Below are 21344 nucleotides of genomic sequence, written 5' to 3'. Positions count from 1 at the left end.
GGGCAGGAGCGACTACCGATCCCTTACAAGGCGGAGGGGCAGGATGAGAGAGTTCCCCGCACCAGGTTCGGTGGCGATCTTGGTGTACCACGTGTTGGGAGGCGATCCTGCCCCCACTGGAGTCTGAGCCGAAGTAGGCATCTAACGGGAGTCCGCAGGAGACAGGTGAATATTCACCCATCGGGCTTCGTCCGACCGGCGGGGGTCCAGATCGACCTGCAGTAGCCAACGCCCGGGACGAAGGAACACCTCGTCGAAACGGTCGGCGTCGCCGAGCACAAGAACCCCTGAAGGCAGGACGATCACGGACGCGTGGTCGGACGAGGGCACGGGAGCAGCATGGACGTACACGTTCAGCTCGACAGCGGCGTCCTGGGAGTCCACCATGCGGCTGTCGACCACCTGAACGGTGACTTGGTCGTCCGCGGCGAAGAAGGGGCCGTCACCGGCGAGGTGGTCGTAGCCTTCGCAGTCCTCGCACAGGATGCAGTCCCAGTAGTAGTCGCGCACGCGGTGGAGCACGGGTTGGGTCACCATGTTCACCAACTGTGCGATACCGCGAAGACACTTCCCCGCGCACAGCCGTGACCGGAGCGAAGACGCAGGGGCCCGGGCGCAAGAGCTACGTCGGGACGGCACTCGATATGGTCCCCACGAATGAGCGGCCGGCGAGGACCTCGCGAGGTGCCATCGGACGCCGCTAGCCGGCCCTTCGTGCTCCGTTTGCGCTCTTCAGTTCCGTACTGACACGACAGCAGGCGGCATCGCACGGTCTCAGACGGCATGGCGGATCGGGTGGGGTGGCATAAAACGGTAAGTAGCAACACACCACGGCACGTAACCAGCGAACTTCTAATCCGATGGTCGCAGGTTCGAATCCTGCCGGGTGCGCCACAAAACCCCAGGTCAGACGGGGTGCGCGAGGACCTCGAAGGAGGTCCTCGTCGTGTTTCGGGCCCTGAAATGCTCCCCGTGTGCTCCGCAGTGCAGGGTCCAGTACAGGTGGAGGCCCACCTCGCGGAGCACTTTGTCGTCCCGTAACCTTGGTGACCCTGGGCGGGGACGTGTTCGCGTGCCCCCGGCCCACCACGACCAGCGCGGTGGGCTGGGCCATGCCGGGACCACAGCCCACCGCACATCGACGATGGACACCTACCGGGACAGCCCCCGACCGAACTCAGCCTCGGTCCCGTCCAGGCCCAGGGTGGCCCCGCCGAAGGTCAGCGAGCCCTGCCCGGTCAGGCCGTCGGCGGTGGCGTAGAGCAGGGTGACGGCGCCGTTGCCGTCGTTCTCGCCCGGCACCCCCGCCACCAGGTCCCGGTACCCGTCACCGTTGACGTCGATCAACGTCACCTCCGCACCCATCTCGTCCCCGGCCTCGGAGACCCCCGCCACGTCCGGGGAGTCCTGGGTCAGGGACTGCTCACGTCCGTCCAACCAGTCCGGGCCGCCGTAGAGCATGTCCACCCCGCCCGCATCGGCCCCGCCATCGGAGGCCTGCACGGTGACATCGCCCAACACGATGTCGGCGTAGCCGTCGTTGTCGATGTCTCCCACCGCGACCGAGTCCGATCCCCACTCCTCGTCCAGTTCGGCGCCCTGTTCGGTCAGGCCCGCGGCCGAGCCCGCCAGGACCTGGGTGGTATGACCGTTACCGGGGACGGCCACCACGTCGGCGTAGCCGTCCGCGTTGACGTCTCCGGACGCGATCACTGCGGTGGAGTCCTCCAGGGTGAGGGGTTCGTTGAGCGGTCGGGTGGTCAGGCCATCGGCCGAACCGGAGAACACCGACACGTCCCCGGCCCCGTCCTCGCCCTGGCGGGAGCTGGAGACCACCAGGTCCAGATGTCCGTCACCGTCGATGTCGGCGACTTCCAGCGCCTGGACGGTGTCGCCGGGGCTGGGGGCGGCCAAGAACGCGCTCACCGAAGGGTCGTCGGCCTCGCTCAGGTCGGCGCGGCCCGACAGGACCACGACGTGGTCCCGGGCGCTGATGACCACGTCGGCGTAACCGTCGCCGTCGAGGTCACCGACCGCCAGAGCGTGGCCGAAGCCGGTGTCGCCCCGCTCCTGACGGGGCGAGTGCAAACCGATCGCGGTCTCGGACAGCCCGTCCGCGGAGCCAAAGACGACCTGAACCAGGCCGGCGTCGGTGTGCTCCTCGACGTCCTCGTCCGGGGCGGCCACGATCAGGTCGGCGTAGCCGTCGCCGTCCATGTCGGCCGAGCGCAGTACCTGCCCGAACCGGTCCCCCGCTTCCGGGGTGCCGGGAACACCAGCCGAGGCCTGGTCGACCTGGGAACCCGCACCGGTGTCCACACCGCCCGACCCACCGGGAACCACCGCGACGTAGCCACCGCGTACACCGTTGCCGCCCACTCCTTCGGGGGCACCGGCGAGCAGGTCCGCGTAACCATCCCCGTCCACATCATTGGGGAGGGTGGTTCCAGCATGCGCGACGCTGACGGCCAAGGGGAGGATCAGTGCGGCACCAGCGGCCGCGGTGGAGACCGCTACAGCAGAAGGAAGAACTTTCCTCATTGCATTCCTTAATGAAGACACGAGAACTCGAATACAGAAAATCCCAATACGCCGAAAACCAGAGCGCACCACAAAGTCATCACCCAACCAAGGCAGCCAATCCAGCACCCAAAAGAAAGACAGGAAAAATTGCGCTAGAAAGTCGCACAACCACTTCCCCTGGCACCCCTGAAGGCACATCCAGGCTTGCACCAGAGCGGAGGTCAGGTTTTTCATCTACTTGGCAATTTAGTTTCCTTGCCCGCGGTTGCGCATACGCAACCAGAGAATGACTTTTGGAAGTATCCAAAGGACAGAGAAGACAGTAGCCATAACGGTGAATCCGAACGCCGGGCCCTCCTGGCCGGACAGCCCGGTCCACACAGCCACCGCAAGCATCATCAACGGAACCAAGCCCAGACCGGTGATGAGAGTTCGCCAGTCGTGACTGGTGGGGCTGTCCGGGAACTCCTTGTACCCCATTGGAAGGAGAAACCTGGCCTTGGCCAACCGTTCGATGAGATCAGGTGATGACCGATGAGACACGCTTCCCTCCGTTCGCGTCTCTGGCTTTAGCCAGTGACCTTTGTCTCGACTTTCTCATGAGGACGAGGCATGCGCCCCCTTGGGCGACCACCCAGGATTCGCCATGCCGATCCTGAAAGCAGGAACCCTCCAAGCCCCAGTCATCATCTCCTACTTCTCTTCATCTCAAAAAGGAGATACCACTTCGGAGCGGACATCAAGAGAACGCAGAATACAATAAGGATGACACTCAGAGCTCCGCCTGCGATGCCATCCCTCCAGTAGACAGACATCAGTCCAAGCGCGGCGAGCGGGGGCACGGCCATCAAGGGGATGATAGCCATGTTTCGCACGTCTTTGATAGAGGACTTCTCGGTCAGGCGCCCACCAGTAGCTTTCGGCGTGAGAAACGGACTGGTAGCGAGCACGATCATCATACGACCGAAACTTGATCGCTCTTGTCTCATATACCCATCCATTTGAGGTCTGCAGTGGGGAGGCCGGTGTTCGAGTGAGTCTTCTAGCAGCCCCCAACACAAAAGACGGCCAAGATTTCCCACTCGACCACCAGAGGCATGTCAGGACTAGTGCCGCGACAGGAAACCGCCGACCCCGAGGCCGACCATCAGCCACCTGAATCACACCGAGAACGGTTGCCAGAAATAGAATGGACACAAAAACACCAAGTCGCACCCCAACTTCAAAAATAAGAGAAATACAGCCCCGCCAACCTCCCGTCACTCACCCCCGTTCACCGACTCCTTTCTCTTCTTTCTCCATTTCAGGATCACAGGAAAGGCGAACGCGAAGAAAAGAACAAGAACGACAATGCAATAGTATATTGCAAAAGTATAGCCCTGGTTGAACCCCCTCCAGATTCCATACAAGATCAGACCAAAAATCGATCCGGACTTGGCGATCGCCATTCGGCGGAGCTGCTTCTCCGTGGGATCCTCTGGATATGGAATCATTTTGACTTCACTTTCTGAAAATTCTTTCCATGCATTCTATCAGTCAGCGTCCCACATGAATACTGCACTTGAGGCGCGGGGCCGCCCAACCCGGCTTGAGCGCTGGACGGCCCCGCGGCTTCAGATAAATCAGAGCCATGGCTATGAACTTGGTGGAACGCTGCTGTGCATACCGATCAGAGTTCCCCAAGGCCCCAGAGGGGCCAGCAGGCTTCCTTCAACAAGCCCTGACCACATGGCGCTTTCAGCGTCCTGAGCGGAACCACCAGCTATCGAAAGCCCTCCAATAAATGCCCACCAGTCGGATCGCGTGGGGTTTTCGGGAAAACTTTTATACCCTATCGGAAGAAGTGCGCCACTTTTGGCAACTCGAGAGATGAAATCTTCTTTCGACTCACGCGACATACAACAAACCACCTTGCGCTCAAATTTTCCAAGCAAGCGCCACTCCACCCAGTACACCACCTCGCACACAGACACTCCATGCCGCAAACCCGAAAAGTGGCAAGACTGGAATAACCGAGTAAGCAGCAACGCTTCTCGCCTCACTTGGGGGCATTTATTTGGCGAGGCGTTCATCTTCGAACACCGGAGCCACAGCGAAGGGGCTTGTGGTAAATATGATCATGAAACAAACAAATCGAGGCAATCTTTTTGCGCGAGCCAAAGGTGCGGCCGTGGTTCATTCATTCCCCACGGGGCCCTTCCTTCTCATCTCGACGCATACGGCGGAGCAGGATAATTTTTGGCAGAACAGCAAAAAGGAAGTGGCACGCTGCGAATACAAAAAACAACACGGCCCCTCCGGCCATGCCACGACTCACATACCATGCAGCCACAATGAGCATCAAAACAGACGGAAGACTGTAGCCCCACCCTAGCGCAAAGCGGTCAATTTTAGTTGGGTGCTCAGGGAATTCCTTATACGCCGCCAGCAGGAGAGGCTTTGCCTTGGCTAGCTTTTCCACAAAATCAACCTCAGATTTTTTTCCGCTTGACACAAAAACCTCCATAGCCCCATACTTACGTACTTCCCTCCCCTTGAATCATACACAGTGGGGTGAAGATATTTTTCACCCCACTGTGCATTTTAGGTTCAGGCTGAGTCCGAGGTTAGATAACCTCCAGTTGCGAGACCGAAGGAGAAGGAGTAGGCAGGAGGCATCGGCCCGGTGATCGCGCCACCAATGAGGCCAGCGGTTGCTGCTTGTTGAACTTCGGCTTGCGACCCTCCCGCCACACTGGCTCCAAGCAACCCGCCCATGCCTCCAGCAGCCGCACCGGCGACCGCGCCCCCTAGGAGGCAGCCGATTCCTCCGGTCAACGCGCACACCCCCACACCGGCTGCTGTGCCAAGAGCAGCTGCTCCGATATCACCTGCCACAATCGCTGCGGACTTCAATCCGAGTGGGTCGGTGTTGTTGATCGGGTCGCCCATGCCGTAGGCGTAGTTGTTCATCTCCTGCCGGGACGGATCCGGCTGGGTGAAGTTGAGCGTGTTCGTGTCATAGAACCGGTATCCCAGATGCACCGTCCCGTCCTGGAACTGGTAGGCGCCCGTGAACCCGAACGGGTTCAACGACGCCGCCCCGCTCTGGCCGGAGGCGTCCACCGATCGCTCACCGAAGGGTGTGTAGTCATAGACCACGTCCGGACTCTCGGCTTCGGAACCCTCGGCGGTGATCGCGAGCACCGTGTTCTGGTGGTCGGTGGTGAAGTGGAACCGCTCCTGTCCGTCCCAGGCCACCATCGAGATCAGCTCACCGTTGGCGTCGCGCACGAAACTGGTGCGCTCACCCTCGGAGGCGACGTTGGTGACCCCGAGCGCGGTGTTGGACAACTGACGGTCGACCCGCTCGCCCTCGTGCACGTCGGTGATGCCGCGCATCTGGGTCTGGTTGGTGGTGTCGTAGCTGATGCTGGTGGCCAGGTCCGCGTCATCGTCCGCGGTCAGGAACTGGTTGGTGAGGCTGTACTCCAGCACCCGGCCGCCCCGGGAGGTCATGTTCCCGGCCTCGTCGTGACCCACCTCTTCGCCGCGGGCGTCGGTGACCTGGTCGGCGCCGTTGTAGACCAACTCCTCCCCGTCCGCGCTGGTCAGGTTCCCGGCGTCGTCGTAGGCGTAGTCGATCTCGCCGTTGCTGGTCAGGCGGTCCAGCCCGTCGTAGGTGAAGGTCTCGGTCTCACCGTCGATGGTGCGGGACTGCAACTGGTCGCTGTCGGAGCCCTCGCTGGTCGTCCAGGAATAGGAGGCCTCCAGCAACGTCTGCTCGGCCGCGCCGGTGGTGGTGATGGACGTCAGGCGCCCGGAGTCGTCGTAGGCGCGGTCCTCGCTGGCCCCGTCGGGATGGGTGGTATTGGTGCGCTGGTTGTTCTCGTCGTGGTCGAAGGTGGTCTCGGCACCGGTGTGGTCGACCAGTGAGGTCAGCCGGAACGCGGCGTCGTAGGTGTAGGTCGTGGTCTTGCCGTGCTCGGTGAACGCGGTCAGGTTCCCCGCTGTGTCATAGCCGTAGGAGGTGGTCTCGCTTCCGCTGGAGTCGGTGCGCACGCTCTGGAGCAGGCCGCCGCGGCCGTCGTAGGCGAACTCCACACTGACCTGGTCGGTGTGGGTCGCCACCTGGCGGCCATTGCCGTCGTAGACGATCGACTGCAACACATCGCCGTCGTGGGAGACGGACACGACCCGGTCCAGGCGGTCGTAGCCGTACTCCAACCTCACACCATTGCCGTCAGTGACCGAGGTGAGGCGCGACAGCGAGTCGTAGGTGTAGGACGTCTCACCCACGGGACCCGGCTCGGACATGCCGGTCATGTTGCCCACGTCGTCGTAGGAGTAGGTAGTGCGGTTGCCGCGCGCGTCGGTGGCCGAGGAGACGGTGCCGTTGTGGTGGTAGTTCATCGCGGCGACCGTGATGTCCTCGGCCTCGGAGCGGGCCCGCACCATGTTCCCGGCCTCGTCGTAGGTGAAGGAGAGCTCGTTGCCGTCCGGGCCGGTGAAGGAGGTGGGTTTGGCCGGGTTGATGGCGTCGCCGTAGCCGACCGACGTTGAAGCTCCGGTGGGCAGTTCGGTGCCGATGAGGTTGTTGGCGTCGTCGTAGTCGTAGGTGACCGAGGCTTCCAACGCGTCGGTGGTGGTGGCGATGTCGGAGTTGGCCGTCCAGGTCTGGGAGCGGGTGTTGTCGACCTGGTCGGTCGCCGAGGTCTGGCGGCCGGAGTCGTCGAATTCCAGGGTGGACTCGCCGCCGCCCGGGTCGGTGACGGTGGTCTGGCCGTCTTCGTGGTCGTAGGACCAGGTCGCGCCGTTCTCGCCGTGGGGTTCGGTGAAGGAGGTCACCCGGCCCTGGGCGTCGTAGGACAGCTTCCAGGTGGCGCCTTCGGCGTCGGTGATGGAGGTGAGGTAGCCGCCGGTGTAGCCGAAGGCGATCTCGTTGCCGGCCCGGTCGGTCAGGCCGCTGGGGTGGCGGGTGGAGTCGTTGGCGTAGGTGTAGGCCACCGCGGTCTCGCCGGTGGGGTCGGTGATCTGGGTGGGTCGGTGCTCGTCCCAGGACAGGGAGGTGGTGCGGCCCTGGGAGTCGTTCACCGCGGCCAGGTCACCGCCTGTGGTGTAGCGGAAGTTGTTGGTGTTGCCGTTGCGGTCGGCGTGGGTGATGGCCCACCCGTTGGCGTCGAAGTGCCAGACCTCGTCGGCGAATTCACCGCGGGTGTAGGTCAGCGCGTAGTGGCCGTTGGACAGCTCGGTCAAGGTGGCGTTGAGTCCGGCGGGGGTGTCGAACTCACCGTCCTCGTTCTCCATGAACTCGTCGCACGATCCGGTGGGGCCGTGGAAGGCGACCCGGTCGGACTCGAACTTGAGCCCGATGTCGCGCCCGTAGGAGAGCTTCCACTGGGTGTTGAGGTCACGGGAGTTGTAGACGCTGTTGAGTCCCATGTGCACACCGGTGCCGCGGATGGTCATGTCGCGGTGGCGGATGACGGCGTTGCCTGATTCCAGGTTGATGTCCACGTCCAGGCGGTCGCTGATCTGGTGGCGCTCCATCGGATACCACGAGGCCAGACCCAGGTTCTCCCCGCCCGAGGAGCAGGACCAGTCCGGGCTGCGCCGGTTCTCGGCCCCGCCGTCGTCGGTTCCGGGTGGGGTCCAGGGCTCGGCGGGCGGGTCCTGGCCCACCGGTTCGGTGGAGGCCTCACCGGGTTGCCAGGTATCGGGGATGGCGACGGTGCGATCACGAGGCGAGTGGGGGTCGGTATCGGCCAGGGCCGTGGGCGCGGACAGCAGCCCCAAAAGGAGGGTAGAGGCGGCCGTCGCGGCCGCCAAAGACCAGGGGATGTGTCTTCTCACGAGGGGAATCGCTCCCAGGGTAGGGACGTGCACGGGTGCTACCCGAACATGACGGCCCTGGGGTGCGGGGACCGTCTCCGGGGGCTCAGGCACCCGGTACGTTACGAAACCCCACCCCGCGAGCACCATGAGCCCAGGGTGAAGAGCGTGACCCTGGGTGAGAGGGACCTTCGGCAAGTTTGACCACGGGAGCAACGGACAGTGACCGCGTTCGCGCACGTGAACACGCACGCCCGTAGAAACGGAGCACGGCCTTCGCCAGATGCTGTCCCTGAGTCCTACTGGGCTCAGTGGCCGGAACCGGCCCCGACGACAACAGTTGCCAGGCGACAACATGGTGCGAAAGGCACGATGCTCACCGGGGTGAGCACTTCCCTGAAGCCGTCTCCAGGGGACCTTTGATCCTGTGGGTTACCGGACCCAGGCATGAGGTAACCCCAGACCAGCGCGGGTGAGCCCGTGCGCTGGCCTGGGGTTGGTGGTGCCGTATGGCTCCTGGTGTGCTCGGCGGTTCGGCTACCCGGCCGTCACGGGAGTCGGGCCTCGTAGCAGGGCGGCGGTGGCCTCGGCCGCCGCTTTGGCCACGTCCGGGAACACCGTCTGGTAGGTGTCCTGGGTGAAGTGCGTGGTCGCGTGCCCCAGCTCGCTGGACACGATCTTCACGTCCGTGCCCGCGGCCAGCGCCAGCGAGGCGGCTCCGTGGCGGAGCCCGTGCAACGTGATCTGTTTCGTGCCGGGTGTGATGGAGGCTGGTGTGTCCTGCGTTTTTCGGAGTCGGATTCCTGGATTCTGGGACCACGTGCCCCTTGAAGGAGGGCATCACGGAACGTCGTGGATACCCCGCCGAGTTCCGCCGCAAGGTGCTGGACCTGATCGAAGCAGGGCGCAGCGTCCCGGACGAGGTCACGACTCAGCTCTCGGGTCCGGGTGAAACGTGCAACACCTCGTAACTGCTCGCCTCTCCGTCGACCGTCGGCTGGTCGGCGCCCAGTTCGGCCAGCAGCAGGGTCCAGGTCGTGACATCGACTGCCGCCACCCTGCGCACGGTCGACGAACCGGCCGAGGAGAGGAAGCCGCCGGTAAGGTCCTGGACCACGTGGGCGGGGGCGACGCCGGCAGGCAGCGGCCTCGTCGAGATCGACATCGACCGGGCTTCGTCAAGGCGGCGAGGGCCGCTGACGAGGCCGATGAGGGTCCAGTCCTGGATCGGGCGTCGCCCGAAGTCACGCACGATCGCGGAGTATCCGGGCTCGCCCCAGCAGAACGCCCTCATCCCGTCGATGTCGTTCCATACGTAGAACGGGGCGTACTCGTTGACCGGCGCGCCGTTCGCCTTCTCCCGGATCAGGTACGCCTTGAAATCCAAGCCTGAGAAGCCGTCGAGCAGATGGCCGGTTCGAGCGACGCGATCGCGGATGGTTCGCATGTCGTAGTCAACTGGCAGCGGGACCGAATACTGCATGGCATACATCGGAGAGTTCCCTCCCCCATCATTGTCTGGTAACCGTCGTAGGCAGCATCCGAGACGGGTGCGTTCCAGACCGCGGTGCCGCCGTCGGCCGCGGCTTCCCGCTTGGCGGCATGCGCCATCGGTCCCCGTGCTCCGGACCCGCGCCAGTGGGTGCGGACGTCCGCTGCGGAGATGACCTCGTACACGACCGGCCTCGAACCCTCGTCTGCGGAGCGCGCTACCTTCGCGCTAACGCGGCCCGTGAACGCCGCCTGGCCGGGGAGGCTCACGCCGCGGCGCGTTCCAGCAGGCCCACAGCGCCTTCGACGGCCGCGTCGAAGCGCGAGGCGCTGCCGTGGGCTCTCGCGAGAACGTAACCGCCCTGCACGACCGCGGCGATGGTGCAGGCCAGAGCCGCCGGGTCGATGTCGTCGAGCAGCTCACCGTTCTCGATGCCTTGACGGACGACAGCGGCGACGGCGTCCACCAGCCAGTCCAGTGTCGTCGTCACAGGAGCCATCAACGGCGGGGACGCCAGCACGTCGGCGTCGTAGGTCATCCGCCCCATCCGGCAACCGCGAAGGCTGTCCCGCTGGCGGAGCAGATAGCCCTCCAGCCTCTCCAGTGCGGTTCCCGGTCCGGACAGCAAAGCCTCAGCGTCGCGTCGCATGCGTCGGGCGCTCTCCTCAAGCGCCGCGACCGCCAGGTCCTCCTTGCCCTGGAAGTGGTGATACATACTGCCCTGGCCAGCCGAGGCCGCCTTCTGGATGTCCTTCGGACTGGTCGCCGCGTAGCCGCGCGCCCACAACAGCTCCTGGGCCGCGGCTATCAAGCGCTCTCGAGTCTCCATGACCAAATTGTACCTATCAGTATGTACAGCCATCGACCGGAGGCCTCCCCGCCCGGGGGACACGACCAGACCGACCGGGACGAGGCCGCGCCGCTGCGGCCGCCTTCCTGGCCGCGCCCGGGAACACCGTCTGGCAGGTCTCCCCGAAGCGGGCGGCCCAGAGAACGCCATCCTCCGCGAGACGTTCTACGCCGCAGGCTTCTTCAGTCCAGACGTGGTCTCCTCCCCGCCCCGAGGCGTGTGGTCCGGGCAGTGAAAATCCTCGCCGTCCGGTTCCTCGCCGCCTTCACGTGACCTTCGGCGGCTTCTCCAGGCCGCCCAGCCGCTTGCTCATCGTTTCGAGTGTCGGCCAGGGAGGACCGCCGCGCAGCGCGCGCAGGAGCTCTTCTCCGAAACGCCTCCCGTTCGGGAATTCGTCGCCGCGGTCCCAGCGCCACGCCGCGACCATCGCGAGGACGAGCTGTCGGCACTCGTCCAGCAGATCCTGGTCGATGTTCGGGTAGTGCTCGCAGACCGCCTCGGGAACATGGGCGAGGTCGAACTCGACGGGTCCGCGGCAGCACGTCTCCAGGTCGATGAACAACGGTCCGATCCGCGTGCTGAGCACGTTGCCCGGATGCGGCTCCCCGTGGAGGAGCTGCTCGACGGCGCCGCGCTCCCCGATCGTCCGTCGCAGGTCCGCCAGCCTGCCGCTGAGGAAGACGCGGTCCGCCTCGGCCAGCTCCGGTGAGCGGTCCGGGTCGGCCACGATGTCCTCCGCCTGCGTGATCCGGTCCGTGAACCGCGGGCTCGGCACCTCGACCCGGCGCATGCCGACGTGCAGCAGTTCCAGCGCCTCGGCGCACTCGACCGGTGGGATGCGGGGCGTCGCGGGCTCGTAGTAGGTCCACAGCGTCACCGTGAAGCCGTCGCGTGTGTACACGCGCGGATCCGCCCGGGGCTCCAGAGGGCACACCGGGCTCCCCACAGCGGCGAGCCGCTGGGCCAGCTCCACTTCGAACCGCGCGACCTCCTGTCCCACGGGGGCGACCCGGGCGAAGACGTCGCACGGGGTCAGCCGCAGCGCCAGCTTGTTCGAGTTGTGGAGCACGGTCGCGCCGCTGGTCGGCAGGCCGAGCGACGCGGCGACCCGGGTCGCGGCCGCCGTCGCGCGAGTGACGTCGGACATTTCCATTCTCAGATCTTGGCGTACCGGCCGCCGGTGGTCTCCCCCTTTTTCGTGTCGGGCACGGGGCGGGTCAGTTGTCCTGCGCTTCGACGTACCACTGGAAGTCCGAGAAGCTCCGCCCGGGCCCGGGCGGGGACCACGGGCCGCCCACCCGGCGAACACCACTCCCGAAAGCTCGTCACTCAAGGTCACAGGCCATCACGCGCAGGACCCGCGCGGCGGTTGGAGGGTTCGGGACCGGGTAGTGGCTGCCCCATGCTGCTGATGAGGCCACCGGGTGTTTACCCAGCTCAGGAGGACACCTCCCTGCTCCGCGCCGTGCTGCGCCAGCACGGCCGGGTCGCCGGGCGCTCCGTCCTCGACGTCGGTTCGGGCACAGGGGCACTGGGCATCGAGGCCTTCCGCGCCGGTGCGGCCAGCCTCACCTCGATCGACCTGTCGCGCCGCTCTGTGCTGGCGAGCTGGCTCAACAGCCGACTGCACGGGGTCCCGGCCAAGGTCCGGCGCGGCGACCTGTTCGCTCCCGTGGCCCCGCACCGCTTCGACCTCGTGCTGGCCAACCCGCCCTACATGCCCGCTCCCGGTCGGCGGCTGCCCCGCCATCGGATGGCCAGGTGCTGGGACGCCGGGCCGGACGGGCGGATCCTGCTGGACCGCATCTGCGCGGGGGCGTCCTCGGTGCTCAGCGAGGACGGCGCTCTGCTGCTCGTGCAGTCCGAACTCGCGGACGAGCAGGCCACGTTGGAACAGCTCGGGAAGGCCGGACTGGTGCCAGAGGTCCTCGCCAGGACCCGCGTCCCGTTCGGTCCGGTGCTGCGCGCGCGTGCCGCGGCGCTGCGCGTACGCGGACTGCTCGGCCCCGACCAGACGGAGGAGGAACTCTTGGTCATCGAGGCGCGCCATGGCTGAGGACCGCCGCCGGATCGTCGTCACCGACGACGGCCCGGTCCTCGTCTACGGCCCGGTCGACGTGGAGACGCCCGACGGAACGCGCGTGCGCAGCGACCGGGCGGTCACCGCGCTGTGCGTGTGCGGCCGCAGCAGGCGCCGCCCGTTCTGCGACACCAGCCACCGTCGGCGTGTACGCGGCGACGCAGGGAAGGAGCACGGCCCATGACCATGACGACACCGCAGGCGCCGACGCTGCCCACCCCCCGCGGCGCGGTCTCCGAGGCGGTCCTGGAAGCGCTGCGCGGGAAACGGACCGGGCTCCCCCCGGTGGACGGCTCCCCGCCCTACGGTGAGGACCTCCAACTCGCCCTCTACTGCTGCTACGAGCTCCACTACCGCGGGTTCCGGGGAGTCGACGCCGACCGCGAGTGGGATCCGGCGCTGCTGGCGTTGCGCGCCGAGCTGGAGAGGGCCTTCCTCCGCGCGCTCCGGGACGGGGTGGATCCCGGAGCGGACGTCGAGAGCGAGATCGGCGCGCTCCTGGTCGAGCGCGTCGACGCGTTCGGTGTCTCCCACCACCTGCGCCGCCACGGGCAGCTTTGGCAGTTGCGCGAGTACGTCGCCCTCCGCTCGCTCTACCACCTGAAGGAGGCCGACCCGCAGACCTTCGTCATCCCGCGCCTGCACGGCCCCGCCAAGGCGGCCCTCGTGACCGTGCAGCACGACGAGTACGGCGCGGGAGACCCCGAGCGGACGCACTCCACGCTCTTCGCCGACATGATGGCCGAACTGGGCCTGTGCGCGGACTACGGCGCCTACCTCGACTCCGCCCCCGCCGAGATGCTGGCCGAGGTCAACTTCATGTCGCTGTGCGGTCTGCACCGCGGGTTGCGCGGAGCGCTGATCGGGCAGTTCGCCACCGTCGAGCTCACCTCCTCCCCCGGCTCGGACCGGCTGGTCAAGGCCATGCGGAGGCTGGACTGCGGTCCGGCCGCCATCCGGTTCTACGCCGAGCACGTCGAGGCCGACGCGGTGCACGAGCAGCTCCTGCGGCGCGAGGTGATCGCACCGCTGCTGAGCACCGAACCCGAGCTGGCCTCCGACATCGTGTTCGGCATCCGCGCCGGCACTCTCCTGGCCACCCGGCTGGAGGAGTACCTCCTGCACCGGTGGAGCCGGGGCGAGTCGAGCTTGCGCGAAGCGACGGGGCGGGACGGGACGGGCCTGAGGAGAACGTGAGAACACCTGGAGCGGCGGTGCGGGCCCGTGTCCTCCCGCTCGCCGACAGGGGCGACGCGGTGCCGGGCGAGGTCGCCCGGACCCTGCGCCCGGGCGAGTCCTTCGTGGTCTCCGCCGACCTGGGCAAGGGCCGCGAAGCCCTGGAGACCTGCTGCAACGATCCCGCCGGGCACTCGGCCTTCGCCGACTTCCGGCTCAACCACCTCACCCGGTTGAACCGCCTCCACGGCGCCGACTTCGTGCTCGACGACCTCGTCCCGGAGGCGTGTTACGACGCGGACACCACCACCGTGGAGGGGCGCCTTCGCGCCCGGGCCGACCGGGCGGTGCCCGTACCGGGTCTGGAGCTGACCGTGCGGGTGCCGCGCGGGCGGTCCGTCAACGTCGGCTGATCGGTGAAGTTCGACGTGCGGGGGCCGGCCGACGAGGTGGGGGCCCACGGTTTCGGTCTGAGGGCCCGGTGGCTGGACCACGGGGCGCGGTACGGACTGTTCCTCTTCCGCCGCGACGGGGGCTGGACGGCAGAGGCGAAGGGCCGCCGCCCGTGCGGGGCGGCGGCCCTCCTGCCGCGAAGACGCGACTACCTCCGGCCGACGACCTCGAACTCGAGGACGTCGGTGAACTCCCGGCCGTAGGCGTCGGTCGCGGTCACCTCGGCGGTGTGCTCACCGGTGCGCAGATTCCTGGGCAGGTCGAACCGCCACAGGTGCATCGTCCGGTCGGCGAGGCTGCCTCCGTGGACGAGCTGCTGCGCGACCGCGTACGGGTCGGAGTACTCGACGCCGACGTTGACGGCCTCGCCCTCCATCTGCTGGGTGCGGGTGGCCTCCCGGGCCGGTTCGCCGTCGATGCTGACCTCCACCGTCGAGCCGGTGGAGCCGAAGAAGAAGTTGGTCGTCAGCCAGCTTCCGTGGGCCAGGTCCCTGCGGTCGACCACCAGGGGCTCCTCCAGCTCGGGTGCCTCGCCCACCGGGTTGCCGTTCCACTCCCGGCGGGCCGCGACCCACTCGCGGTAGGTCGGGCTGTTGACGCCCAGCTGCGTCTGCACGTCGTCGGACTCGCCGGTGACGGTGTAGCGCTCCTGGAACTCGCTGCCCTGGATGTCCAGCGTGACCACGCCGGGGCGTCCGCCGTCGCGGCCGATCGCCGTCGGGTATCCCTCATCCCCGATCGCGCCGGAGTACCAGTCGCCCGAGATAGCGCCCGCGGTGATGTGCGGGAACGGCAGGCCCTCGACACCGAACAGGTCGTTCCAGCCCTTGGCGCCGTCACCGGTCTTGAGGTTCTCGATGCTGTGGCTGTGGCCGGACACCGCCACGGCGCTGCGGCCCTCCAGCAGCTCGTGCACGCGCCGGACCTGGTCGGTCTGGTGCACCGGGGAGGTGGAGTCGGCGTAGTTGAGCAGGCCGATGTGGCCGGCGACGACGACGAGCTTGCCGGGGTCGACGTTGGCCAGGTCGCGTTCGAGCCAGGCGAGCTGGTCCTCGTCGAGGCGGCCGTTGTAGGACGGGTCGCCCTCCGGGTCGGCGCAGTGCGCCTCGATGCCCTCGGGGCTGTCCTGAGCCGCGACGCACGGGTACTCGACGGTGTTGAGCGCGATGATGTGCGTGTCGCCGACGTCGTAGGAGTAGTACTCCGGTGCCAACTGCGCGCGGTAGGTGTCGAAGGAGTGCTCGGAGTTCGGGGCGTCGAAGTCGAGGTCGTGGTTGCCGGGGAGGAAGCGGGCCGGGCCGTTGGTCTCGGCGACCAGGTCCTTGATCTCGGGGTAGAGCGAGAGGTCGTCGCCGACGACGTCACCGATGAACAGCGTGCCGCAGCCGGCGTAGTCGTGGCGCTCTGCCAGGTCGGCGATGGCGCCCTCGCGCGCGTACCCGATCTCCTGCCGGTCGTAGGTCTGCAGGTCTCCGGCCATGACGCAGCTCTGCGTGCCGGTGGCGGTCAGCTCGCTCTCCACCAGCGGGAAGTTGACCGCGGACGGCAGGGGTCCGGTCGGCTCGATCCCGCCGTAGCGCAGTTCCGGCGACCCCTGGGGCAGGTGGTTGTAGTGGAACTGCGGGATGTTGTGCTCGTCCATCGGCACCTGGTAGCCCGACGGCTGCGTGATGGAGACCGTCATGTTGTCGAACGCGGGCAGTTCGTAACGGCCCTCGCCGTCGGTCAGCACCACGTCGCGGCCGTTGGTGACCATGACGCCGGACAGGCCGGCCTCCTCGCCGTCGCTGGCGCTGTCCCGGTCGGCGTCGACGAACACCCGGCCGGTCAGCAGCGCGTCGTCGGCGGCTCCGGTCGGGGTGCGGACCACCTCGATCCCACCGCGGTAGGCGGTGTCGTCGAAGTTCTCCGACGGCGCCGCCGCGGCGGGGGCGGACACCGCGGTCAGGGAACCGGCGATGACGGCGGCCATCGAGGCCGCCAGCGCCGCGCGAGAGTGACGGCGTGTCCGCGGAGCACTCGGCGTTCGCGCACGTCGTGAATGTGTCGTTGGCATGCAGTTGCCTCCGGTCTGCGGGGGAGGGGGAGCAAAACCGGCCAGGGGGACCGGCGGGAAGCAACCTTTCTAGATATGGCTGAACAAAGGCCCAGTCGTCGGCCAACAGTCGGCCACCAGGCGGTGACCACTGGCGCGGCACACTGATTATTCTCAGCCAGTTCTATCCCCATACGTTGCGAATGGCTAGGGCCGCCCGGGCGTTCTCTCCCGTTTCCTCCCGGACTGGCTCGGGTCCTGATTTCGTGAGGGACGCGAGGTTCACCCGGCTTCCTGGCGCACTTGTCTCGGAGAAAGTTCCGAAGCCGGGAGCCAGGCGTCGCCGACAAATGTCCGCGCACGTCAGCCAATGTCTACGCACGTCGGCCCGGGAAGCAAGGCGCAACTCCGTACACGCCGAAAAACCTCGCGGGGCGGCGTCGGACAGCACCCCTGGGCCGCCCCGGACGACACACTCCTCCGGTGACGAAACCGGCAAGGTTCGGCACAAACCCAGGTGAACGGCGCGTTTCCCGATTCGGGTTCCGGCTCCGTCACCGGGTTCCGGCCCCTTACCCGCGGCCCTCGGCGGCCCAGTCGCCCGCGGCGGCACCACGACCGGTGACGCCCTCGCGCGCCGCACCCCTTTCCGGTACCCTCTCCGTGGTCGCTTTTCGGATAAGCGGGAAGGTGCGAGCGAAGATCAAGGCACTGGCTCCGATCATTCTGGCTTCGTCTTTCCGGGGCCGTTACCCCTGGCGGAGCATGCCCGAGAACTCGCGCTCCAACTCGGCCCCGCGGAACTCCTGCAGTTCCTTCTCGCGATCGCCGCGGGCCTGTTCACCTGCAAAGTCGCCTCGGGTACCGCTGATCTGCTCGTGAGAATCCTCAGGCACAAGGCCGCGCAACGGTGGCCGGGTCTGGTGGTGGAGAAGCCGCGTCGCGGTTCGGCCGGAACGGGGGAACCGGCTCGGGGACCGGCGACAGTCCGCAACGGGGTCCACGGCGACGCGGCGGGCGTCGTCGTCCAGGCCGGGCGCGTGGACCGGCTCCACATCCACCCCCTCGGTTGCGAGGCCCCGAAGGACCGCCCGGGTCCGGCGGCCGCCGGACCGCCGGAGAACGACCCCGCCTGAGCGGACTCCCGGAGGCGCGGACCGAGCCCGGGAACGGGACGCACCTCCTCTTCTCCACCCATCTATACACATTGTGTATAGTCGCCGCCATGTCTATCGGCAACACGCTGCTCGGCCTGCTCGAATCGGGCCCCCGCCACGGGTACGACCTCAAACGCCTCTTCGACGAGCGGTTCGGGCACGACCGGCCGCTGCACTACGGACAGGTCTACTCGACGATGTCGCGCCTGCTCAGGAACGGCCTGGTCGAGGTGGACGGCGTGGAGACCGGCGGCGGCCCCGAGCGCAAGCGCTACGCCGTCACCGACGCCGGTGTCACCGACGTCGGCCGCTGGCTCTCCACTCCGGAGAGCCCCGAGCCCTACCTCCAGAGCACCCTGTACACCAAGGTCGTGCTGGCGCTGCTGACCGGCCGTGACGCCGCCGGACTGCTGGACGTCCAGCGGGCCGAGCACCTGCGCCTGATGCGTGAGCTCACCCGCCGCAAGACGGGCGGCGACCTCGCGGACCAGCTCGTCTGCGACCACGCCCTGTTCCACCTGGAGGCAGACGTCCGGTGGCTGGAGCTGACCGCCAGCCGCCTGGACCGGCTCGCCGGAGAGGTCTGCGAGTGAGCGGCACCTCCGCGGCGGAGGGCGCGGGTGCCCTGCTCACCGCCACCAGGCTCCGCAAGTACTTCGGTTCGACCGCCGCGTTGAACGGAACGGACTTCAGCATCGACTCCGGCGAGGTCGTCGCCGTCATGGGCCCGTCCGGCTCCGGCAAGTCCACGCTGCTGCACTGCCTGGCGGGCATCCTCGACCTCGACGGCGGCACCGTGCACTACGACGGGCGTGAGCTGTCGGCCCTGTCCGACTCCCAGCGCAGCAGGCTCAGACGCAGCGACTTCGGCTTCGTCTTCCAGTTCGGCCAGCTCGTCCCCGAACTGACCTGTGTGGAGAACGTGGCGCTCTCCCTGCGCCTGACCGGCGTCGCCCGCAGGCGCGCGGAGGCCTCCGCGACGGAGTGGATGGCCCGCCTGGAGGTGGACGACGTGCGCGACAAGCGTCCCGGCCAGGTGTCCGGCGGGCAGAGGCAGCGGGTGGCCATCGCGCGGGCGCTGGTGGCCGGGCCCCGGCTGGTCTTCGCCGACGAGCCCACCGGCGCGCTGGACTCGCTCAACGGGGAGCGCGCCATGGAGCTGCTCACGGGCGCGGCCCGCGACACCGGGGCCGCGGTCGTCCTGGTCACCCACGACGTCCGGGTGGCCGCCTACTCCGACCGCGAGGTCGTCGTCCGCGACGGCCAGGTCCTGGGCTCCGTCTGGCCCACGGGGGCGGCGTGATCGGCCGGTGGTACCGCGACCTGGTCATGGGCGCCGGGCTCACCCTGGGCGGCGGGCGGGTCGGCTGGACGGGGACGCTGCTCACCGCGCTGGGCGTGGGCCTGGGGGTGATGGTGCTCCTGCTGGCCGCCGCGGCGCCCTCGGCGCGCGCGGCGGGCCAGGAACGGATGGACGCGCGGGAACCGGTGTACCTGGAGCGGGGCGCGCAGAACGCCGACGCCGCGGTCCTCGCGGACCCCCGGGTCGTCGTGTACCGGGGCGACATCTTCACGGGCATGCTGCTCGAAGCGCCCGCGGGCCCGGGTCCGCACGTGCGCCCGCCGGGGATCGACCGGCTGCCGGAGGCGGGCGAACTCCACGTCTCCCCCGCCCTGCGCGACCTCCTGGACTCCCCGGAGGGCGCCCTGCTCGCCGAGCGGTTCGACGGTGCCGCGGTCACCGGCCTGATCGGCGCCGAGGGGCTGCGGGGGCCGCACGAGCTCTACTTCTACCTGGGCACGGACTCCCTCTCCCGGTCCCCGGTCCCGCACGCCGCCTCCGGCTTCGGCGCGGACCTGCGGGACGACGGCATGTCCGCGGTCCTCGTCCTGCTCATCGTCGTCGTCATCGTGGTGCTGCTGCTGCCGATCGCCGTGTTCGTCCTCACCGCGACGCGCTTCGGGGCCGAGCGGCGCGACCAGCGACTGGCCGCGCTGCGGCTGGTGGGCGCGGACAGGGCGACGACGCGCAGGATCGCCGCGGGCGAGTCCCTGGTCGGCGCGGTCCTGGGCCTGGTCATGGGCGCCGGGTTCTTCCTGGTGGCGCGTACCTTCGCCGACGACGTGCGGCTCCCGGGCCCGGGCGTGCTGCCCGCGGACCTCACACCGGTGCCGCCGCTGGCCGTCCTCGTCGTGGTGCTCGTCCCGGCCAGCGCCGTCCTGGCGGCGCTCCTGGCGCTGCGCGGGGTCGAGGTGGGTCCGCTGGGCGTCTTGCGGGAGGGCGCCGACCGGGGTCGGCGGCTGTGGTGGCGCGTGGCGGTCCTGGCCGTCGGCTGCGCCGTCCTGGCCGCGCTCGGGCGGGGAGGAGGCGCCGAGGGTACGGAGTGGGCCGTCGCCGTCGGTGTGGCGGTGGCCCTGACGGGGTTCACCCTGCTGCTGCCGTGGGTCGTCGAGGCCGTGGTGGGTCGGCTGCGCGGCGGTCCGCCGTCGTGGCAGATGGCCACACGGCGCCTCCAGTTGAACGGCGGGATCGCGGCCCGCACCGTCAGCGGAGTCACCCTGGCCGTGGCCGGGGCGATCGCGCTCCAGATGCTGTTCTCCGCGATGGACGCCCAGGTCCCCTCCGACGGCGGCCGGGTGGGGATGATCGCCTCGGCCACGGTGGGAAGCGGCGCCGAGGCCGCGGAGTTCGCCCGCGATCTCGACCGCGCCAGGGGCGTGGAGTCCTCCTACCCCTTCCTGCTGGCCCACCTCCCCCCGGCGGACGCCCCGCCCGGCGCCGGCGACCCACCGCGGACGCAGGCGGTGGTCGTCGCCGACTGCGCGACCCTGGGCGGGCTGATCGCGTTCTCCTCGTGCGCCGACGGCGACGCCTTCGTCGCGGCTGAGGGGGCCTCCGCCGTGCGTGCGGGGGACCGCCTGGACCTGGACAACGCCCCTCAAGGCGGCTCGGCCTCCGGGACCCGCCCCTGGACCGTCCCGCCGCTGCGCGAGGCCGAGGCCGCGGACGACCTGGTCGGGCAGGAGTACCGGGGGCTGTTCGTCACTCCGTCCGCCCTTCCGGTCGAGGAGGTCGAGTACCTCCAGTCCACGGTGTTCGTCACCCTGGACGGGAGCGACCCGGACGCGGTCGAGCACGTGCGCAACCACGTCGGGATCGACAGCGCTGGTACCTATCTGCGCGTGCTGGGCCAGGAGGGCGGCGGCACCCTGTTGGCGTCCATCGGCGACGCGCTCCGGGCCGGTGCGGTCCTCACCGTGCTGGTGATCGGGGCGAGCATGGTCGTCTCCACTGTGGAGCAGCTTCGGGAGCGCAGGCGGCAGCTCGCGGTGCTGGTCGCCTCCGGGACGAGCCGTGCCACGCTCGCCGCGTCGGTGCTGTGGCAGACCGCGATCCCGATGGTGCTCGGCCTGGTGATCGCCGTCGGGGGCGGGACCGGGCTCGGGCTCCTCCTGCTGCGGCTGGCCGGCCTCCAGGTCACCGACTGGCTGGGGTTCCTGCCGCTCACGGGCGCCGGATTCGGCGTGATAGCGCTGGTGACGCTGGCGAGCCTGCCCTACCTGTGGCGGATGACGAGCCCCGAGGGCCTGCGCACAGAGTGAGGCCGGGGAGTGCGGCGGGGTCGTGGGACCGGTGTCCGCGGCCCCGCCGGGCGTTCGGGGGCCGGTAGCGCCGGAGGCCCCGCTTGGGCAGGACCGCGGAAAAACCCGGATCATCCATATCACCTTTTGTCACAAATAGAGACGAACACGTTTTCCAAGACCCC

17 protein-coding genes and 1 pseudogene are annotated in these 21344 nt (G+C 68.1%); 7 read left to right on the top strand and 11 right to left on the bottom strand.

From position 1 onward, the window contains the following. Nucleotides 1-141: 141 nt before the first annotated feature. From ABD54_RS04715 to ABD54_RS04670, 9 genes and pseudogenes are all read right to left on the bottom strand, one after another. Nucleotides 142-537, bottom strand: a complete 396-nt coding sequence (locus tag ABD54_RS04715) for a hypothetical protein (protein WP_235431981.1) — start codon at nucleotides 535-537, stop codon at nucleotides 142-144. A gap of 615 nt (nucleotides 538-1152) precedes the next feature. Beyond that, entirely contained in the window at nucleotides 1153-2541 is a 1389-nt protein-coding gene (locus tag ABD54_RS04710) for an FG-GAP and VCBS repeat-containing protein (RefSeq protein WP_160313074.1), read from the bottom strand. A gap of 668 nt (nucleotides 2542-3209) precedes the next feature. Beyond that, nucleotides 3210-3482, bottom strand: coding sequence for a hypothetical protein (locus ABD54_RS04700; protein ID WP_047868184.1), 273 nt, complete (start codon nucleotides 3480-3482; stop codon nucleotides 3210-3212). Between the two features lie 1220 nt (nucleotides 3483-4702). Next, on the bottom strand, nucleotides 4703-5029 hold the full coding sequence (locus ABD54_RS27765; protein WP_152692004.1) for a hypothetical protein: 327 nt from the start codon (nucleotides 5027-5029) through the stop codon (nucleotides 4703-4705). 83 nt (nucleotides 5030-5112) lie between these two features. Continuing rightward, complete coding sequence (locus ABD54_RS29335; RefSeq protein ID WP_082166691.1) at nucleotides 5113-8355, bottom strand: RHS repeat-associated core domain-containing protein; 3243 nt, start codon at nucleotides 8353-8355, stop codon at nucleotides 5113-5115. A gap of 516 nt (nucleotides 8356-8871) precedes the next feature. Further along, nucleotides 8872-9090, bottom strand: a pseudogene (locus tag ABD54_RS04685) (site-specific integrase); the annotation flags it as partial. 175 nt (nucleotides 9091-9265) lie between these two features. Beyond that, nucleotides 9266-9826 (bottom strand): DUF4865 family protein, encoded by a 561-nt coding sequence (locus ABD54_RS04680; RefSeq protein WP_047868181.1) that lies wholly within the window; start codon nucleotides 9824-9826, stop codon nucleotides 9266-9268. 265 nt (nucleotides 9827-10091) lie between these two features. Further along, nucleotides 10092-10655, bottom strand: a complete 564-nt coding sequence (locus ABD54_RS04675; protein WP_152692003.1) for a TetR/AcrR family transcriptional regulator — start codon at nucleotides 10653-10655, stop codon at nucleotides 10092-10094. A gap of 286 nt (nucleotides 10656-10941) precedes the next feature. Beyond that, nucleotides 10942-11829: an aminoglycoside phosphotransferase family protein gene (locus tag ABD54_RS04670; RefSeq protein WP_200904043.1), complete on the bottom strand. Its 888-nt coding sequence runs from the start codon at nucleotides 11827-11829 to the stop codon at nucleotides 10942-10944. Between the two features lie 258 nt (nucleotides 11830-12087). Here ABD54_RS04670 and ABD54_RS04665 point away from each other — a divergent pair, with 258 nt between their 5' ends. From ABD54_RS04665 to ABD54_RS04650, 4 genes are read left to right on the top strand one after another with little or no spacing between them, the layout of a single operon-like run. Beyond that, on the top strand, nucleotides 12088-12732 hold the full coding sequence (locus ABD54_RS04665) for a HemK2/MTQ2 family protein methyltransferase (RefSeq protein ID WP_047868203.1): 645 nt from the start codon (nucleotides 12088-12090) through the stop codon (nucleotides 12730-12732). Continuing rightward, nucleotides 12725-12940 carry a CDGSH iron-sulfur domain-containing protein gene (locus ABD54_RS04660; protein ID WP_047868179.1) on the top strand — a complete coding sequence of 72 codons (216 nt, stop codon included), beginning with the start codon at nucleotides 12725-12727 and terminating at the stop codon, nucleotides 12938-12940. The genes ABD54_RS04665 and ABD54_RS04660 overlap by 8 nt, the downstream gene beginning before the upstream one ends. After that, the gene (locus ABD54_RS04655) at nucleotides 12937-13953 is read left to right on the top strand and encodes an iron-containing redox enzyme family protein (protein WP_047868178.1); all 1017 of its coding nucleotides are present in this window, start codon (nucleotides 12937-12939) and stop codon (nucleotides 13951-13953) included. The genes ABD54_RS04660 and ABD54_RS04655 overlap by 4 nt, the downstream gene beginning before the upstream one ends. Beyond that, nucleotides 13950-14345: an L-histidine N(alpha)-methyltransferase gene (locus tag ABD54_RS04650; protein WP_327136495.1), complete on the top strand. Its 396-nt coding sequence runs from the start codon at nucleotides 13950-13952 to the stop codon at nucleotides 14343-14345. Before ABD54_RS04655 ends, ABD54_RS04650 begins: the two co-directional genes overlap by 4 nt. A 188-nt stretch (nucleotides 14346-14533) precedes the next feature. On the opposite strand, the gene ABD54_RS04645 is transcribed toward ABD54_RS04650, so the two are convergent. Next, nucleotides 14534-16357 carry a calcineurin-like phosphoesterase family protein gene (locus ABD54_RS04645; protein ID WP_047868177.1) on the bottom strand — a complete coding sequence of 608 codons (1824 nt, stop codon included), beginning with the start codon at nucleotides 16355-16357 and terminating at the stop codon, nucleotides 14534-14536. Between the two features lie 812 nt (nucleotides 16358-17169). Further along, complete coding sequence (locus ABD54_RS28280; protein ID WP_160313073.1) at nucleotides 17170-17316, bottom strand: hypothetical protein; 147 nt, start codon at nucleotides 17314-17316, stop codon at nucleotides 17170-17172. Between the two features lie 329 nt (nucleotides 17317-17645). Here ABD54_RS28280 and ABD54_RS04635 point away from each other — a divergent pair, with 329 nt between their 5' ends. From ABD54_RS04635 to ABD54_RS04625, 3 genes are read left to right on the top strand one after another with little or no spacing between them, the layout of a single operon-like run. Further along, on the top strand, nucleotides 17646-18170 hold the full coding sequence (locus ABD54_RS04635) for a PadR family transcriptional regulator (RefSeq protein ID WP_047868175.1): 525 nt from the start codon (nucleotides 17646-17648) through the stop codon (nucleotides 18168-18170). Then, entirely contained in the window at nucleotides 18167-18880 is a 714-nt protein-coding gene (locus ABD54_RS04630; protein ID WP_047868174.1) for an ABC transporter ATP-binding protein, read from the top strand. Before ABD54_RS04635 ends, ABD54_RS04630 begins: the two co-directional genes overlap by 4 nt. Then, complete coding sequence (locus tag ABD54_RS04625) at nucleotides 18877-21180, top strand: FtsX-like permease family protein (protein ID WP_047868173.1); 2304 nt, start codon at nucleotides 18877-18879, stop codon at nucleotides 21178-21180. Before ABD54_RS04630 ends, ABD54_RS04625 begins: the two co-directional genes overlap by 4 nt. Nucleotides 21181-21344 lie beyond the last annotated feature (164 nt).

The sequence above is a fragment of the Nocardiopsis sp. RV163 genome, assembly GCF_001029525.1.
GTDB lineage: Bacteria > Actinomycetota > Actinomycetes > Streptosporangiales > Streptosporangiaceae > Nocardiopsis > Nocardiopsis dassonvillei.
The sequence above is the reverse complement of the archived record's forward strand: the minus strand, read 5'-3'. Positions and strand labels throughout refer to the sequence as shown.

Bases quoted from the DNA above. Each gene is read 5' to 3' on its own strand.
- ABD54_RS04715 (WP_235431981.1), bottom strand. From the start codon at position 537: ATGGTGACCCAACCCGTGCTCCACCGCGTGCGCGACTACTACTGGGAC.
- ABD54_RS04710 (WP_160313074.1), bottom strand. From the start codon at position 2,541: ATGAGGAAAGTTCTTCCTTCTGCTGTAGCGGTCTCCACCGCGGCCGCT.
- ABD54_RS04700 (WP_047868184.1), bottom strand. From the start codon at position 3,482: ATGATGATCGTGCTCGCTACCAGTCCGTTTCTCACGCCGAAAGCTACT.
- ABD54_RS27765 (WP_152692004.1), bottom strand. From the start codon at position 5,029: ATGGAGGTTTTTGTGTCAAGCGGAAAAAAATCTGAGGTTGATTTTGTG.
- ABD54_RS04680 (WP_047868181.1), bottom strand. From the start codon at position 9,826: ATGTATGCCATGCAGTATTCGGTCCCGCTGCCAGTTGACTACGACATG.
- ABD54_RS04675 (WP_152692003.1), bottom strand. From the start codon at position 10,655: ATGGAGACTCGAGAGCGCTTGATAGCCGCGGCCCAGGAGCTGTTGTGG.
- ABD54_RS04670 (WP_200904043.1), bottom strand. From the start codon at position 11,829: ATGGAAATGTCCGACGTCACTCGCGCGACGGCGGCCGCGACCCGGGTC.
- ABD54_RS04665 (WP_047868203.1), top strand. From the start codon at position 12,088: ATGAGGCCACCGGGTGTTTACCCAGCTCAGGAGGACACCTCCCTGCTC.
- ABD54_RS04660 (WP_047868179.1), top strand. From the start codon at position 12,725: ATGGCTGAGGACCGCCGCCGGATCGTCGTCACCGACGACGGCCCGGTC.
- ABD54_RS04655 (WP_047868178.1), top strand. From the start codon at position 12,937: ATGACCATGACGACACCGCAGGCGCCGACGCTGCCCACCCCCCGCGGC.
- ABD54_RS04645 (WP_047868177.1), bottom strand. From the start codon at position 16,357: ATGGCCGCCGTCATCGCCGGTTCCCTGACCGCGGTGTCCGCCCCCGCC.
- ABD54_RS04635 (WP_047868175.1), top strand. From the start codon at position 17,646: ATGTCTATCGGCAACACGCTGCTCGGCCTGCTCGAATCGGGCCCCCGC.